At 66.9% G+C, this 16,973-nt stretch carries 11 protein-coding genes; 7 read left to right on the forward strand and 4 right to left on the reverse strand.

The genetic code is table 11. The annotated features are described in order from the left end of the window. Positions 1–191: 191 nt before the first annotated feature. The 5 genes from ACFULT_RS24065 to ACFULT_RS24085 all read left to right on the forward strand — a co-directional run bounded on the left by ACFULT_RS24065 (position 192) and on the right by ACFULT_RS24085 (position 6,669). Positions 192–1,616, forward strand: coding sequence for a nitrate/nitrite transporter (locus tag ACFULT_RS24065; protein ID WP_378482774.1), 1,425 nt, complete (start codon positions 192–194; stop codon positions 1,614–1,616). Between the two features lie 50 nt (positions 1,617–1,666). Beyond that, a complete protein-coding gene (gene nirB, locus ACFULT_RS24070; RefSeq protein WP_378482741.1) occupies positions 1,667–4,174 on the forward strand; it encodes a nitrite reductase large subunit NirB in 2,508 nt (835 codons plus the stop codon). Between the two features lie 113 nt (positions 4,175–4,287). Continuing rightward, positions 4,288–4,680, forward strand: coding sequence for a nitrite reductase small subunit NirD (gene nirD, locus ACFULT_RS24075; RefSeq protein WP_037111104.1), 393 nt, complete (start codon positions 4,288–4,290; stop codon positions 4,678–4,680). Then, positions 4,677–5,930, forward strand: coding sequence for a uroporphyrinogen-III synthase (locus ACFULT_RS24080; protein WP_378482742.1), 1,254 nt, complete (start codon positions 4,677–4,679; stop codon positions 5,928–5,930). The genes nirD and ACFULT_RS24080 overlap by 4 nt, the downstream gene beginning before the upstream one ends. A 1-nt stretch (position 5,931) precedes the next feature. After that, a complete protein-coding gene (locus ACFULT_RS24085; protein ID WP_378482743.1) occupies positions 5,932–6,669 on the forward strand; it encodes a sirohydrochlorin chelatase in 738 nt (245 codons plus the stop codon). A gap of 1 nt (position 6,670) precedes the next feature. Here ACFULT_RS24085 and ACFULT_RS24090 read toward each other — a convergent pair whose 3' ends face one another. The 4 genes from ACFULT_RS24090 to ACFULT_RS24105 are packed head-to-tail and all read right to left on the reverse strand — an operon-like array spanning position 6,671 to position 9,950. Next, positions 6,671–8,425: an NTP transferase domain-containing protein gene (locus tag ACFULT_RS24090; RefSeq protein ID WP_378482744.1), complete on the reverse strand. Its 1,755-nt coding sequence runs from the start codon at positions 8,423–8,425 to the stop codon at positions 6,671–6,673. Continuing rightward, positions 8,422–8,856 carry a PaaI family thioesterase gene (locus ACFULT_RS24095; protein ID WP_094719038.1) on the reverse strand — a complete coding sequence of 145 codons (435 nt, stop codon included), beginning with the start codon at positions 8,854–8,856 and terminating at the stop codon, positions 8,422–8,424. Before ACFULT_RS24095 ends, ACFULT_RS24090 begins: the two co-directional genes overlap by 4 nt. An 11-nt stretch (positions 8,857–8,867) precedes the next feature. After that, positions 8,868–9,173, reverse strand: coding sequence for an MGMT family protein (locus ACFULT_RS24100; protein WP_037111096.1), 306 nt, complete (start codon positions 9,171–9,173; stop codon positions 8,868–8,870). Further along, positions 9,174–9,950 (reverse strand): alpha/beta fold hydrolase, encoded by a 777-nt coding sequence (locus ACFULT_RS24105; RefSeq protein ID WP_378482745.1) that lies wholly within the window; start codon positions 9,948–9,950, stop codon positions 9,174–9,176. It lies immediately after the preceding gene. A gap of 90 nt (positions 9,951–10,040) precedes the next feature. Between ACFULT_RS24105 and ACFULT_RS24110 the strand changes: the two genes are divergently transcribed. Then, positions 10,041–13,403, forward strand: coding sequence for an ATP-dependent helicase (locus ACFULT_RS24110; RefSeq protein WP_378482746.1), 3,363 nt, complete (start codon positions 10,041–10,043; stop codon positions 13,401–13,403). Beyond that, positions 13,400–16,972, forward strand: a complete 3,573-nt coding sequence (locus tag ACFULT_RS24115) for an ATP-dependent helicase (protein WP_378482747.1) — start codon at positions 13,400–13,402, stop codon at positions 16,970–16,972. The genes ACFULT_RS24110 and ACFULT_RS24115 overlap by 4 nt, the downstream gene beginning before the upstream one ends. The last annotated feature ends 1 nt before the right edge of the window (position 16,973 follow it).

Below are 16,973 nucleotides of genomic sequence, written 5' to 3' on the forward strand. Positions count from 1 at the left end.
GCGGGCTTTGCGTGTTCGTGAGACCAAGTTAATCAAGGGGTCACCGCGCGCAGCGCCCGCGCAACATGGCTTTTCTATCTTTGGGTCTCCCACGCGATCAGGAGGCCCACGTGACCAGCATTCCCGAGGCACCACAAGCCGATGCGGCGCCCGATTCGACACCCGCACCGTCGACACCCCCTCCGGGGACGGTGCCGGTGTCGATCAAGCACCGCATCAGCCACTGGAACTCCGAGGACGTCGCCGCCTGGGAGGCCGGTGGAAAGGCGATCGCGAAGCGGAATCTGATCTGGTCCGTCGTCGCGGAGCACGTCGGCTTCTCCATCTGGTCGATCTGGTCGGTCATGGTGCTGTTCATGCCTGTGTCGGTGTACGGAATCGACGCCGCAGGAAAATTCTTCCTCGTCGCCGTCCCCACGCTCGTCGGCGCTGTGCTTCGTATCCCGTACACCTTCGCGACAGCGAAGTTCGGCGGTCGGAACTGGACGATCTTCAGCGCTCTCGTTCTTCTGGTCCCGACGGTTCTGACCATGTACTTCATGCTGAACCCGGCGTCGTACACGACCTACATCGTCGTCGCGGCGTTCGCGGGCCTCGGCGGCGGCAACTTCGCGTCGTCGATGACCAACATCAATGCGTTCTACCCGCAGCGTGAGAAGGGCTGGGCGCTCGGCCTGAACGCAGGCGGCGGCAACATCGGCGTTCCCGTGATTCAGCTGATCGGTCTGCTCGTGATCGCGACGATCGGCAACACGGCACCGGAGATCGTCTGCGCCGTCTACCTCGTCTTCATCGCGATCGCAGCCGTCGGCGCCGCACTGTTCATGGACAACCTCGACAACCAGAAGACCAACGGACGCTCCATGATCGATGTCCTCAGGTTCTCGGACTCGTGGTGGATCGCGTTCCTCTACATCGGCACCTTCGGTTCGTTCATCGGTTTCAGCTTCGCGTTCGGCCAGGTGTTGCAGATCAACTTTCTCGCGGGATTGACCGACGGTGCACCGGCGACGGCCGCCCAGCAGGCGCAGGCGTCGCTCCACGCAGCTCAGATCGCTTTCCTCGGACCACTTCTCGGATCCATCTCCCGCCCGTTCGGCGGCAAGCTCGCAGACAAGATCGGTGGCGGCAAGATCACGCTGTACACCTTCGTGTCGATGGTGTTCGCCACCGGCATTCTGGTGGCCGCAAGCACCTGGGACGACAACACCGCGGGGGCCGCCAGCGGCACGATGATGGCGCTGTTCGTCGTCGGATTCATTCTGCTGTTCCTGCTGTCCGGTCTCGGCAACGGCTCGGTCTACAAGATGATTCCGGCGATTTTCGCCGCCAAATCAACCGAGCTGCAGGGCATGTCGACCGAGGAACAGCAGCACTGGTCCCGCCGGATGTCCGGAGCGCTCATCGGAATCGCAGGCGCCATCGGCGCATTGGGCGGCGTCGGCATCAACCTGGTTCTGCGTGCGTCGTACTCCGGTGAGGCGAAGTCCGCGACCACGGCCTTCTGGGTGATCCTTGCCTTCTACGTACTGTGCTGCGCGGTGACGTACGCCGTCTACCTGCGCAAACCGCGCGTGATCGCCGACGAGGCAACTCAGTCCTCGGTGGAAGTCTGACGCCCCAAAGTCTTTCAATGCTCTGCAGTAATTCTCGGAAGGAACCCCTGATGAAGAACGCGACGAAGAACGCGGTGGTCATCGGTCACGGCATGGTCGGACATCGCTTCGTCGAGGCATTGCGGTCTCGCGACGAGGCAGCGGAATGGAAAGTCACCGTTCTCTGCGAGGAGGCACTGCCTGCCTACGACCGCGTCGGCCTGTCGTCGTACGTCGGGGCCTGGGATCACAAGGAGCTCGCGCTCGCCGGCAACGACTACCCGGACGACACGGCGGTGGACATGCGGCTCGGTGTCCGCGCGGACAGCGTCGACCGCGAAGGTAGGACGGTTGCGACGTCGACCGGTGAGGTGATCGGTTACGACGCACTGGTGTTCGCGACGGGCTCCTACCCGTTCGTGCCCCCCATCACCGGACACGACCTGGACACTTGCTTCGTCTACCGCACCCTGGACGATCTGGATCGCATCCGCGCCCGCGCCGAGGCTGCGGGACCGGGCGCGGTCGGCGTGGTCGTCGGCGGTGGCCTCCTGGGGCTGGAGGCAGCCAACGCGCTGAAGAAGCTCGGAATGACTCCGCACGTCATCGAGTTCGCGCCGCGGTTGATGCCGCTGCAGGTCGACGAAGGCGGCGGCGCGCTCCTGGCGCGGCTGGTGACCGATCTGGGGCTGAACGTGCACACCGGCGTCGGGACGTCGTCCATCACCGAGAACGACAGCGCCGGGCTGACGGTCGAACTGTCCGACGGCAGCACCATCGACGCAGCCCTGCTGGTCTTCTCCGCGGGCGTGCGCCCACAGGATCGTCTGGCACGGGAGAGCGGCCTCGACGTCGGGGAACGTGGCGGCATCCTTGTCGACACCGGGTGCCGCACATCCGATTCGGCAGTGTTCGCCATCGGTGAGTGCGCCGCCGTCGACGGTCGCTGCTACGGACTGGTCGCCCCGGGGTACTCGACGGCCGAGGTCGTCGCGGACAGGTTGCTCGGCGGCGCTGCCGAGTTCCCGGGTGCGGACATGTCCACCAAACTCAAATTGATGGGCGTGGATGTCGCCAGTTTCGGTGACGCCATGGCCGCAACACCGGGTGCACTCGAGGTCGTCTTCAGCGACGCACCGAAGGGGACGTACGCCAAACTTGTCGTCTCCGACGATGCGAAGACGTTGCTCGGTGGAATTCTCGTCGGCGATGCCACCGCCTACTCGCTACTGCGTCCGCTCGTCGGTCGTGAATTGCCGGGCGATCCAGGCTCGTTGATCTCACCGGCCGCCGAACAGGTAGGCATCGGTGCACTGCCGGACGACGCGGAGATCTGCTCGTGCAACGGTGTCACCAAAGGTGCGATCTGCGGCGCGATCGCGGACGGCGCGTGCGATGTCGCCTCGGTCAAGAGCTGCACCACCGCCGGTACCACGTGCGGAGGCTGCCTGCCGTCCATCAAGCAGCTGTTGGCGGCGTCCGGTGTCGTGATGTCGAAGGCACTGTGCGAGCACTTCGGCCAGTCCCGCGCGGAACTGTTCGAGATCGTCCGTGCGACGAACACGCGCACGTTCTCGTCGCTGATCGCCAAGTACGGGACGGGAAGTGGATGCGATATCTGCAAACCTGTCGTCGCGTCGATTCTGGCGTCCACCTCCTCGGACCACATTCTCGACGGCGAACAGGCGTCCCTGCAGGACACCAACGATCACTTCCTGGCGAACATCCAGAAGAACGGAACCTACTCGGTCGTACCGCGTATGCCGGGCGGCGAGTGCACCCCGGAGCAACTCATCGTCATCGGTGAGGTCGCCCGGGACTTCGGGCTCTACACCAAGGTCACCGGTGGCCAGCGCATCGATCTGTTCGGTGCACGCGTCGAGCAGTTGCCCGCCATCTGGAAACGCCTGGTCGACGCAGGCATGGAATCCGGCCAGGCGTACGGAAAATCGCTGCGGACGGTGAAGAGCTGCGTCGGGTCGAGCTGGTGCCGATACGGTGTACAGGATTCGGTGGGAATGGCCGTCGACCTCGAAAACCGTTACCGCGGACTGCGGTCCCCGCACAAGATCAAGTTCGGAGTGTCCGGTTGCGCACGCGAGTGCGCCGAGGCCCGCGGGAAGGACGTCGGCGTCATCGCGACCGAACACGGCTGGAACCTGTACGTCGGCGGCAACGGTGGACAGTCCCCGAAGCACGCTCAGCTGCTGGCGTCGAACCTCGACGATGCGACTCTGGTCAGCTACATCGACAGATACCTCATGTTCTACGTGCGGACCGCAGACCGACTCCAGCGCACTGCGCCGTGGCTCGATTCTCTCGACGGTGGTCTCGATCATCTGAAGGCCGTCGTGTGCGAGGACAGCCTGGGCATCGGGGCCGAGTTGGAGGCCGACATGGAGCGCCACGTCGCGGGCTACAAGGACGAATGGGCAGGCGTACTCGAAGACGAGGAGAAACTCGGCCGGTTCGTGTCGTTCGTCAACGCTCCCGCGGAGTCGGACCCGACCATCTCGTTCGACGACACCGGCCGGCGCAAGGTGCCGGTGTTGATGGGCATGCCGAAGATCGGCGCCTGAGCACCTCACGCGGGCCGGTTCCCGGGTCTGCACGCATGTGCACACCCGGGTAATCGGCCCTTAACGACGAAGAAACATCGGCACAGTGCAATTGCATCAGGAGGTCCGACACCATGACTGTCATCGATTCGCTCAACACCACCACGCCGGCCGCGAGCAGCATTCCAGCGACCCGTGAGTGGACACCGGCGTGCACCGTCGATTCCCTGGTACCCGGCAGGGGAGTAGCCGTGCTGTTGCGTGGAGGCACACAGGTGGCCCTGTTCCTGCTCGAGACGGGCGAGACCTTCGCCGTCGGTAACGTCGACCCGTTCGGTCGGGCGGCCGTCATGTCCAGAGGACTCGTCGGCGATCGGGCCGGGGAGGCGACCGTCGCGTCGCCGCTGCTCAAGCAGGTTTTCTCGCTGGTCGACGGACGGTGCCTCGACGACGAGAGCGTCGGCCTCGGTTCCTTCGAGACCAGGACGGACGGCGGCGTCATCTACGTTCGGGGCGAATCGACGTGACGAGTGCAGCCGAGGCGGGAACGGAGTCGTGCGCTGCGACACCGATCTCGGGGGAGCCTCTGGCCGGATTCGCCGTCGGGATCACCGCGTCACGCCGGGCCGACGAGTTCGAGACACTGCTGCAACGACGAGGTGCAACGGTCATGCATGCACCCGCAATCCGAATCATTCCGCTGGCCGACGACGCCGAGCTGGAACGCGTGACCGAAGAGATCATCGCCGACCCTCCCGAGATAACCGTCGCCACCACGGGTATCGGTTTTCGAGGATGGATCGAGGCCGCGGAGGGGTGGGGCCGAGCGGAAGCGTTGAACGAGGCCCTCGCGGCGTCGAGAGTTCTTGCTCGCGGGCCCAAGGCGAAGGGCGCCATTCGAGCCGCCGACTTGCGAGAAGAGTGGAGCCCGGCGTCCGAATCCTCGGCGGAGGTGCTCGAACACCTGCTCGCCGAGGGCGTCGAGGGCACACGGATCGCGGTTCAGCTGCACGGTGCCACGACCGAATGGGAGCCGGTGCCGGATTTCTGCGAAGCGTTGCGCAATGCCGGCGCCGAGGTCGTGCCGGTTCCGGTGTACCGGTGGACGGCTCCCGACGACAGCTCACCGATGGACCGGATGATCGAGGCCGTCGTCCTCGGGGATCTCGACGCGATCAGTTTCACGAGCGCTCCGGCGGTGGTGTCGCTGTTGATGCGGGCGGACGAGAACGGTGTTCTGGACGCGTTGTTGCATTCTTTGCGGACGCGCGTTCTCGCCGTGTGCGTCGGACCGGTCACCGCGGCGCCGTTGGAACAATCGGACGTGCCGACGACGCAACCGACGCGGGCCCGGCTGGGATCGCTCGCGCGGCACATCGCCGAGGAACTACCGAGACGTGCCGCTCCGATGAACGCAGGCGGTCACTCGCTGAGTGTGCGGAGCCGATGCGTCGTCGTCGACGGTGTGGTTCGGGCGGTGTCTCCGGCGGGCATGGCGATCCTGAAGACGTTGGCTGCCAAGCCGGGTCGCGTCGTCTCCAGGGACGATCTGCTCGGCGCACTCCCCGGAGGAGGCGACGACACCCATGCCGTCGAGACGGCCATGACGAGATTGAGATCCTCTCTCGGTGCCCCGAAAGTGATTCAGACAGTGGTCAAGCGGGGCTATCGCCTCGCGATCGATCCGGTCGACACACTCCCCGATGCACCATCCGACACTGGTGTCGCGGCCGAGAGTGTCGGTGTAGCTGCATACCAGGAAGGAAGCAAGTACTGACATGAACGACATTCGCTCTGCCGCAACACCTTCGCTGGTGTTGGTGGCACATGGAACTCGCAATCCACGCGGCGTCGAGATGATCGCGACACTGGCCGAGGCCGTCGGCGTCGAGGTCGGACCGACCCGGGTGGCGTTCGTCGACGTGCTCGGGCCGTCCCCGGCCGAGGTACTGCGCGAGCTGGAGGGTCCCGCTGTGGTGGTCCCGGCGTTTCTGGCGTCCGGGTATCACGTGCACACCGACGTTCCGCGTGAGGTCGCCGCGAGCGAGCATCCGTGCACGACGGTGACGCCGGCACTCGGACCGGACCGGGTGTTCGCCCGAGTGATGGTGGACCGACTGCTCGCGGCGGGCTGGCGACCGGGTGATGCCATCGTGTTCGCTGCGGCCGGGTCGTCGGATCGGCGCGCCCTCGCCGAACATCGCCGCGCTGCACTGATGGTGGCTGAACTGACCGACGTGCCGGTCCGAATCGGCTATGTCGCAACCGCCGCCCCCACCGTTCCCGACGCCGTGGCGACACTACGGTCGCACGGCCACCAGCGGGTGTTCGTGGCGTCGTATCTGTTGGCAAGGGGGCTTTTTCACGACCGGTTGTCCGACGCCGGGAGCGACGGCGTGGCCGACCCTCTCGGAGTGCATCAGGGCATCGTGGACCTCGTCGTCGACCGATTCCGTAGCGGCTCCGCCGAGCTTGCGGCGCGGTCGAACGACTACTCGCGCGGGTCCGTGCGGTAATTCACCGAGGCAGGAGCACCAGTTCGACGGGTACGTCGGGTTCGTGCTGCGGCGGGATCAACGCCACGGCGTCGCTGTCGATCAGAGTGCGCAGATGGGCGGTCCTGATACCGGGGGAGACGCGCCAGCGAGCGCCGTCCCGCACAACGGGCACGATGCGCGTCGTCGACGCCTTGTCGGTCCCGCTCACGTATCCCAGCAGCGGAGGCCGGGGAGTTCGCGCGGTGAGAGCGTCGACGACGGCGGGTCCAGTCACCATGACCGTCGCGACGGCCGCGAACGGATTACCGGGCAGTCCGAGCACCACAGTGCCGTCCGGTAGCACCGCTGTGATCTGCGAACCGCCCGGACGGACGCGCGTGCGGTGCACCACGATGTCCGCGTCCGCGTCGACGAGCGCGCTGCGCAGAGAATCGGCGGCTCCGCCTCCGGTCGCACCGACGACGACGACGAGATCGGCGTCGGTGGGGTCGGCGAGGAGATCGTCGAACGCCGTGGGCGAATCGTCGAGGTGTTCCGAGTCGGTCGTGGAGATCCCGCACGCAGCCAGATAGTTCGGCAAGACCGGCCCGATGGTGTCGCGGGTCTGCCCTGGTTGCAGCACGCCGGATCCCTGAATCTCGTTCCCGCTGAGAATTATTCGTGCTCGGACCGGTCCGCGTACTGCGATGTCCTCGATCTCGGCGCCGAGGGCGACGGACACGAGGGCGGCCCCGACTTCGGTCCCCGCCGGGGCCAGTACCGTTCCGGCGATCCAATCTTCGCCCGCACGCCGAGTGTCGTCGCGCACGGGTGCACCCTCGGCTCGATCCAAGTCGTCTTCGGACACTCGCACGTCTTCGTCTCGTACCACCGAGTCCGCTCCCGCGGGAACGTGGGCGCCGGTGGCGATGCGCATGGCTTCCCCGCGCCCCAGCGGCCGGTGGCCCGATGTGCCTGCGAACGCGATCTCGCTGCGAATCGTCCACGGCCCCGTCCCGCACACCGCGTATCCGTCCATCGCCGAGATGTCGACCGGCGGCAGAGGGGCCGCCGCGATCACGGGCTCGCTCGAGGTCGCACCGAGAGCGTCACGGGTGGCCGTACGTCGGGTCGGAATGGGGCGCAGCCGGTTTCGGATCGTGTCGCGTGCCTCGTCGACGGTCGGTACGGGTTGAGCCGGCAAGTACTCGGCGAGGTGTCGCCGCGCCAGACTCAGATGCTCGGGAGTGTCGCAGTCGTCGACGCCGTCGATGTGGATCACGCGGTGATCCTGCGGAATCAACGCACGCATCGGCACATCCCGCGTGTCCGGGAGATCGTCGATGCTGCGCCTGAGCGCTGCGGTGTTCCAGACACCGAAGAGGTACTGCGTGCGTCCGTCGCCGTCCGCCGCGAACGTGGCGGCCGCGGCGGACGACTCCGCCACGAGGCGATCGATCGCCGCGGCGTCGACGAACGGGAGGTCCGCGGCCAGTACCAGAAGTGCTTTCGAGTCACCGGTACCGGCGCTGCGATCGCGGAGGGCGTCCAACCCCGCTGCGATCGCCGCGACCGGCCCGGACCCGGCGGGATTCTCGCGGGTTTGCACAATGTGTGGCGCCAACTCCGGTCGATGCGGTCCGACGACAACGATGGTGCCTGCCACCACGACCGCGTCGATCATCCTCTGCACCATACTGATTCGGCCGACAGTCAGGCCTGGTTTGTCGACGCCGTGCATCCTGCGTGCGGCGCCTCCCGCAAGGATGACCGCATCGACACCGGTGATTCTCATGTCGGGAGCGGCACGTTCTGCAGCCGAACCTGCCCCCGGGCGATGGCCTTTCCGCTGTCCGTGGCGGTGATCGTGACCAGCCACAGTTGCTGAATTCGGCCTTGCTGCAGCGGTTCTGCGACGACGTCCACCCTGCCGCCCTTGCTGGCGCGAAGGAAATCGGTACCGTTGTGCACACCGACGGCGAACTCGCCTCGATCCTTCACCGCTTCGCTCGCGCCGATGCTCGCAGCGGATTCGACTGCCGCGGTGTAGACCCCACCGTGCACGACGCCCCACGGAGTGTGATGGTCCTCCGACAGCTCGATGTGGCCGACCACCCGAGTTCCGGAGATCTCGTCGATGACCAGTCCGGCTGCCGCGACGAAGGGGCTCGCCTTACCGAGTGCGTACTTGGCAGTCGGGCGAGGATCGAACGGTCCGAGGTTCATGCTCTCCGAGGTTAGTCGGCGCCGAACACGAACCGAATTTCCCCCAGGCGCACGCGCCCGTCGACGGCGAGGACGCCTTCGCTCCGCAGGTTCTCCAACTGGCGAGTCGCGAGGTGAGGTGCCGGTCTGCCGCTCACCGGCAGCACCCGATGCCACGGCAGGTCCGCGGAGTCGGTGCGCATGATCCACGCCACGATGCGCGGACTCGACAGGCCCGCCGCGGCAGCGATGTCCCCGTAGGTACTGACGCGTCCAGCGGGAATCGACGCGACGAGTTCGCGGACCCGTTCGACCTGCTCGTCGGTGATCGCTGCCATCTACAGGAGCCGACGCACCAGCTCGGCGACCTCTGCGGGCTTGGCCTGAGCCACCATGTGGTCGCAGTCGAACTCGAGGACGGTCAGGTTGTCCCCGAGTCGATCGGACAACGCGGCCTTGAACTTGTCTCCGACGTACGGAGGTTGCACGCGCATCGCCTGCACCAGAATCGTCGGCAGATCGGCAGGAGGAACCACGAGCGGCCGGGCGAGTTCACCCCACGACGAGACGATCGCCGGGGTCGAGATCCGCCAGGCGACACGCCCCTCGTCGGCGTCGACGAGGTGGTCCTCCACCTCCTGATCGAGCAAAGCCGGATCGACATCGGCCCACGCGCCGTTCAGTTTCTCCGACTTGGCTTCCTCGGCGTCGGTGTAATCGGGGAACTTCGCCGTGAGCCCAGCCACCTCGAGCAGATCCGACGGGTCCAGCTCGATCGCCGGATCGAGCAGCAGCAACCCGCGCACCTTCTCGGGGTGGGACTTCGCGAGGTGTACGGCCAGCGCACCGCCGTACGAGTGACCGACGACGACCACGGGGCCGCGCGCATGCGCGTCGATCAGCTCGCTCAAGCCGTCGACCTGAGCGTCGATGTCCCACGGCGGCGTCCACGGCGACCGGCCGTGGCCGACGAGATCGGGGGCCAGGACGCGGACGTCGGGCAGATGCCGTTCGGCCAGATGCGCCCATCGAGCGCCGTGGCCCGTCATTCCGTGAACAGCGAGAACCTCCGGGCCGTCGGCGGGACCGTACGTGTAAGAGTTCAACTTCGGCACGGGTCAACTATGCCGTACCCGGTGTTCTGCTGCTCGTTTCGCAGTCGGAGGCTGAGACGACATGTCGGTGGCGCATGATCCAATCGGTGCATGAGTACGGACAGTCGAAGCGGTACCCAGCACGGGGGTAGGCACGCTGGTGCGGCCACCCTCGTGCGGGCACCGAAGGTCGCCGTACCGCGCCGGACCTGGACGGGTTCAGCGGCGCACATGCTCACCGGGCGGACCGACGCCGTGTCCGCTGCGGTGGACGGCGCACCCGCGTGGCAACCGTGGCAGGTGATCGGTGGCCCGGGTACCGGTAAGTCCTCCCTGGTTGCGGACTATGCGGTGTCGCGGATCGTCGCCGGTGATCCGGAAGCGGTCCTCGTGCTGACTCAGTCGAAGCGCGCGGCCACCGCGATGCGTCAGCAGATCACCGGGGGATTGTTCGCCGGTGAGCACGCCGTGCGCGCAACACGGGAGCCTCTGGTACGGACGGTACATTCCTACGCTTTCGCTGTGCTGCGCCTGCAGGCGGCCATTCACGGCAACCCGCCCCCTCGGCTGCTCACCGGCGCCGAGCAGGACGCCGTCGTCCGCGAGATGCTGCGCGGTGACCTCGAAGACGGAGCCCAGGACTGGCCGGACCGATTGCGTCCCGCGCTCGGCATGGCGGGGTTCGTCACCGCGGTACGCGACCTCATGCTGCGTTCGGCAGAACGCGGGATCGGTCCGGAGGATCTGGTGAAACTGGGTCGTAAGCAAGCGCGTCCGGAGTGGGTGGCCGTCGGAAAGTTCGCCGCGCGGTACGAGCAAGCGATGCTGCTGCGCGGAGCCGTCGGAGTCGAGGCGGCAGGCGCGTCGGCCCCCGGGCTGGACGCTGCCGAACTGATCGGCAGTGCACTGATGGCGTTCGCCACCGACCCGGATCTTCTGCATTCCGAGCGCGCCCGCATCAGACACCTTGTCGTCGACGATGCGCAGCATCTGGATCCACAAGCCGCACAGTTGGTTCGGCTGATCGGTAGCCGCACGGAATCGACGGTGATCGCCGGAGACCCGGATCAATCGGTGTTCACCTTCCGCGGCGCCGATCCGTCCTTTCTGGCCGACCTCGCCGACGCCGGGTCCGAGCGACAGGTGATGCTCGACCGAAATTTCCGCAGCGCACCCGCAGTCGCTGCTCTCACCGCGAGGATCAGCGGCCGTCTACCCGGCCTGGGTCGGCACCGCGCCCCGGAGGCAGTGGCGTCCGCGCAGTACGGCGACGCCCGAGCGCTCGTGCAGGTGTTGCCGTCGGCCGCGAAGGAAGCGGCGCTGATCGCGGACACGATGCGGCGCGCGCACCTCGTCGACGGCATGCCGTGGTCTGCGATGGCTGTGGTCGTACGGTCCGTTCCCCGCGTCATCGCGCCGCTGCGCCGAGCCTTGCAGGCGGCGGGGGTCCCGATCCTGACGCCGGCGTCGGAACTTCCGCTGCATCGTCAGCACGGCGCCGTCGGTTTGCTGCTCGTGGTGCGCGCCCTGGTGGACCCGAGCTTCGACGGTGAGGATGCGCTCGCTCTGCTGTCGGGTCCGGTCGGCGGCGCGGATCCGGTGGCACTTCGACGCCTCCGACGCGGTGTCCGGCGTGTGGAGCTGGCCTCGGGCGGGGAGCGGGATTCGGCAGAGTTGCTGCGGCAGGCCATCACCGGAGTTCGATGGCACTCCGGTAGCGACGCCGACCCCGAGACGGAGCGTTCTCGGTGGATGGCCCAGTTGTCCGACGTGGAGGCGGCTCCGCTGCGCCGCGTGCTCGGTGTGGTGCGCAAGGCCAACGCCGTCGCACGTCGCGGACGCGGAGTCGAGGACGTGCTGTGGGCTGCGTGGCAGGCCTCCGGGCTCGAACGGCGGTGGTCGGCGGCGTCGGCTCGTGGAGGATCGGCCGGTGCTCAGGCGGACCGTGATCTCGATGCCGTCGTCGCCCTGTTCGACAGCGCAGCCGCTTACGTCGATCGTCTGCCGCAGGCGCGGCTCGCCGGGTTCGTCGAATACATTTCGCAACAACAGATTCCGACATCGAATAGCATGGCCGGTGCTGTCCTCAAGGATGCCGTGACCGTACTGAGCGCACACTCGGCAGCGGGCCGGGAGTGGGATCTCGTGGCTGTGGCCGGTGTGCAGGAGGGCTTGTGGCCAGGTCTTCGGGCTCGCGGCAGCCTGTTGGGAACGGAATCCCTCGTCGATCTCGCGTCCGGAATCGCCGACGACGTGACGTCGGACGGAACGTTGTCCAAGACGGCGCCTCTGCTCGCGGACGAGAGACGGTTGTTTCTGGTCGCATGCAGTCGAGCGCGGTCGACTCTGCTGGTCACTGCAGTGGACTCCTCGACGGGTGACACCGATCTGGTTCGGTCGCGCTTTCTCGACGAACTTCGAGGAAACGAGGATGCGGACGAGCTGGAGCAGGTTCCCGAGGTTCCGCAGCCTGCGGCACGAGTACTCGCACTGCCCATGTTGGTCGCCGAGCTCCGCAGAGTCGTGTGCGACGCCGATGTCGCCGAACACGACCCGCAGAAGCACGCCCGCGCGGCGCGGCAACTGGCCAGGCTGGCCGACGCCGGGGTGAAGGGTGCACACCCACGCGAGTGGTTCGGAGTTGCGGGTACCAGTACCGACGCTCCGCTGTGGACACTCGGTGACGGCCCGGTACCGCTGTCGCCGTCCACCGTGGAGCAGCTCACCACGTGCCCGCTGCGGTGGATGCTGGACCGACACGGCGGCAACGACGGCGCCAACACCCACGCGGTGACGGGAACTCTCGTGCACACTCTCGTTCAGGCGGTTGCCGGAAAAATGCCTCCGGAGCAGGTCCGACGTGCTCTCGAAACGGCCTGGGATGCGGTGGATCTCGGCTCGCAGTGGTTCTCGCGTCACGAGTTGGATCGCACCGGAGCGATGCTGGACACCTTCGAGAGATGGCTCAGTGGAACCCGAGGTGAGCTCACCGAAGCAGGTGTGGAGGTAGCAGTCGACGGTGTCCTCCCGGCGCGGACCGACGACGAACCGTCCGTCGCGCTCCGTGGACGAATCGACAGGCTCGAGCGCGACCCGGACGGTCGGCCGGTGATCATCGACGTCAAGACGGCCAAGACGGTCATGTCCAAGGAGGACGCTCGCTCCCACAATCAATTGGCCACCTACCAGGTGGCGGCCGCGGCCGGCGCCATCGAGGGAGAGCCTGCGGGCGAGCCGGGCGGAGCACGGTTGGTCTTCGTCGCCAAGCCCCACAAACAGGACGGTGCGACGCAGCGTATCCAGGAAGCTCCGACGCCGGAGAAGTTGGCCGAGTGGCGCGATACGGTTCACGCCGCGGCGTCGGCGACGCAAGGGCCGAATTTCGAGGCATTCGTGAACGACGGGTGCAGGCACTGCCCGGTGAAGTCCAGTTGCCCGGCGCAGGAAACCGGAAGGCAGGTCACCGAAAGTTGAGTACGGTCACCAAAACCGGCGCACGACTCGCACGTTCCGTTCGCGACGCGCGGATCGATCCGATCGAGTTGTCTCGGGCGCTGGGGCAGAAGCATCCGCCGACAGCAGAACAGGCGGCAGTGATCTCGGCCCCGCTCGGGCCGACGCTCGTCGTCGCGGGAGCGGGAGCGGGCAAGACCGAGACCATGGCTGCGCGCGTCGTCTGGATGGTCGCCAACGAATTCGTCGACCCCGACGCCGTGCTCGGCCTCACGTTCACACGAAAGGCCGCGCAGCAGCTCACGTCGCGAATCCGGGCCCGCCTCGCGCGGCTGGCCGGATCCGACATCGTTCGAGAACTCGATCCCAGTCTCGCTCTGCGAGAACGAATTCTGAGCGGTGAGCCGGAAGTGAGTACGTACCACTCGTACGCGGGGCGGCTGTTGACCGAGCATGGACTGTTGCTCCCGATCGAGCCGTCGGCCACACTCCTGTCGGAGACCGAGCTGTGGCAGTTGGCGCATCGGGTGGTGAGCACGTGGGACGGCGACCTGGACACCGAACGCAACCCCACGTCGATCACCGAGGCGGTACTTGCGCTGTCGGGTCAGCTCGCCGAGCATCTGGTCGCGCCCGACGCCCTCCGCGGCGCGCACCTGGAGCTCGATCGACTCGTCCACACCCTCGGCCCCGGTCCCAAACAACGGGGCGGTCCGGCGAAGGCCCTGCTGGACATCGTCGATGCGCAGCACGCACGTGTTGCGTTGTTGCCACTGGTCGAACGGCTCGCCGAGACACTGCGTCGCGAGGGTGCACTCGACTTCGGCAGTCAGATGTCGCTCGCGGCACGGGTCGCGGCCGAACACCAGGACGTGGGCAGGTCCGAACGGAGCAGGTTCCGGCTGGTACTACTCGACGAGTATCAGGACACAGGCCATGCACAGCGAGTCCTGTTGTCCTCCTTGTTCGGTCGAGGATCCGATGCGGCTCTCGCATTGACCGCGGTCGGTGATCCGATGCAGTCGATCTACGGATGGCGAGGTGCCTCGGCGGCCAATCTTCCGCGGTTCGCGACCGATTTCCCGCAGTCGAGCGGCGCACCCGCACCCAGGCTCGAACTGCTGACCAGCTGGCGCAATCCTGCCGAAGCGCTCGAACTCGCTAATCGGATCACGACGCCGCTTCGTGAGGGGGCTGGGAGCGGAGCCGGCAGGAGCGACCGGGGGGCTGGGAGCGGAGCCGGCGGGAGCGACCGGGGGGCTGGGAGCGGAGCCGGCAGGAGCGACCCTGAGACTGGTGTGTCGGTGCCGACGCTTCGGCCGCGGCCGGGGGTGGAGCCCGGTGACGTGAGGATCGCCCTGTCGGCGACGGTGCTCGACGAGCGCGAGTGGGTCGCGGACAGCATCGCCGGGGAGTATCGAGCGGCGCTCGCCGAGGATCGGTTACCTCCGACGGCGGCGGTGTTGGTGCGTAGGAACGCCGACGCCGAACCGATTGCCGATGCGCTTCGCGCCCGGGGTCTTCCGGTCGAGGTGGTCGGACTGGGCGGCTTGCTGCACGTCCCGGAGGTCGCCGACGTCATCGCGATGCTGCGACTGGTCGCGGACCCGATGGCGGGAAGTGCAGCCATGCGTGTCCTCACCGGTTCGCGCTGGCAGATCGGTGCCGCCGACCTTCGCGCTCTGTCGCGGCGTATGCGGGAACTGGGAATTCGCTCCGGCCACGGAACATCGGGCCGAGTCGACGATGTGGCGGCGCTCGATGCCGCGCTCGAAAGTTCGTTACCGGGTGAGCATTCGGAGGACGCCGGACTGGCGGACGCCATCGCCGATCCCGGCCCGGAGGAGCGCTACTCGGCGAGCGGATTTGCGAGGATCTCCGCGCTCGCCGCCGAGGTGCATGCACTACGGGATCGAATCGGTCAGCCTCTGACGGAGCTCGTGGCCGACATCGAGCGGTCGATGGGCATCGGAATCGAAGCCCAGGCTCGTACGCCGATGTCTGCCGTCGGAGTGGTCGGCCGCGAGCACCTCGACGAATTCGCGGTTGTCGTAGCCGATTACGCGGACAATCCCAGCTCGACGGTCACCGGTTTCCTTGCCTTCCTCGCCGCGGCGGAGACCGTCGAGGACGGACTTGCACCAGGAGAGATCGAGGTGGCGCCGCACCGAGTGCAGGTACTCACCGTGCATTCGGCGAAGGGCCTCGAATGGGAGGTCGTCGCTGTCCCTCACGTGTCCAAGGGTGTTTTTCCGTCGTCGACGGCTGCATCGACCTGGCTCGGCGCGATGGCGGAGCTTCCGCCGACACTGCGCGGAGACAGATCGGTCGCCGACGACAGCGGCCAGATGTCCGAGGGCGTCCCCGTTCTGGAACTCGACGACGTGCACAATCGTAAGGACCTCTCCGACGCCATCGACCGGCACAAGGATGCGCTGGCACGTCGCAGGTTGGCCGAGGACCGCCGCCTGTTCTACGTAGCGCTCACCAGGACGGAACGGGTCCTGTTCGTCTCGGGTCACCACTGGGACGAGACGAGCAGCAAACCGCGCGGACCGTCCGACTTCCTCAGCGAGGTGCGCGCAGTCCTCGACGACGGCTCCGATCGCGGCCGCCCTGTCGGCGTCGTCGATCATTGGGACCCCGCGCCCGAGGACGGATCGGAGAATCCGCTTGCGGCCCAGCCGCATTCTGCGCTGTGGCCGCGGGATCCGCTGGGAAGGCGCCGCGACGCCGTGGAGCGGGGTGCGAGGGCGGTCTTGAGCGTGGACACGTCGCAGCCTTCCTACCACGACGACGTTTCCGATCCGGCGAACAGTGCAGATCTGGAGAGCAGTGCAGATCTGGAGAACAGTGCAGATCTGGAGAGCAGTGCAGATCTGGAGAACTGGGCTGCCGACGTCGATGCTCTGCTCGCCGAACGGGAGGAGCGCATGCACACCAGAGTGGATGTGGAGTTGCCGCACAACCTCTCGGTGAGTCAGCTCGTCGATCTGGCCGCGGATCCGGACGCGTTGGCGTCGAGACTTCGTCGACCGTTGCCGTTTCCTCCCAACCCTCTGGCTCGTCGGGGAACGGCGTTCCACGCCTGGATCGAACGGCGCTTCGGGGCGACGAGGTTGTTGGATCTCGACGAGCTGCCGGGTTCGGCGGACACCGGCGCCTCCGCCGATGTCGATCTCGAGACGTTGCAGCAGGCGTTCCTGGAATCCGATTGGTCTCTTCGTAGCCCGATCGAAGTCGAGGTCCCGTTCGAGACGTCCGTTGCCGGGACGGTACTGCGAGGCCGGATCGACGCGGTGTTCGCAGACTCGGACGGTGGATGGACCGTCATCGACTGGAAGACGGGTAAGGAGCCGACCGCAAGCGAGGAGAAGTCGGTGGTCATGCAGCTCGCTGCGTATCGCATCGCGTGGGCCGAACTGATGTCCGCGTCGACTGCGGAGCCCGTTCCTCTGGATCGTGTGCGTGCAGCGTTCCATTACGTGCGCAGTGGCCGGACCATCGCACCGACCGATCTGCCCGACGCCCGGCAACTCGCGACCCTCATCGACGGGACCCAGGACATCGAGTTCAGCGGGGGATCGTGAG

Origin of the sequence: Rhodococcus sp. NPDC057297 (genome assembly GCF_042667435.1) — a bacterium.
GTDB lineage: Bacteria > Actinomycetota > Actinomycetes > Mycobacteriales > Mycobacteriaceae > Rhodococcoides.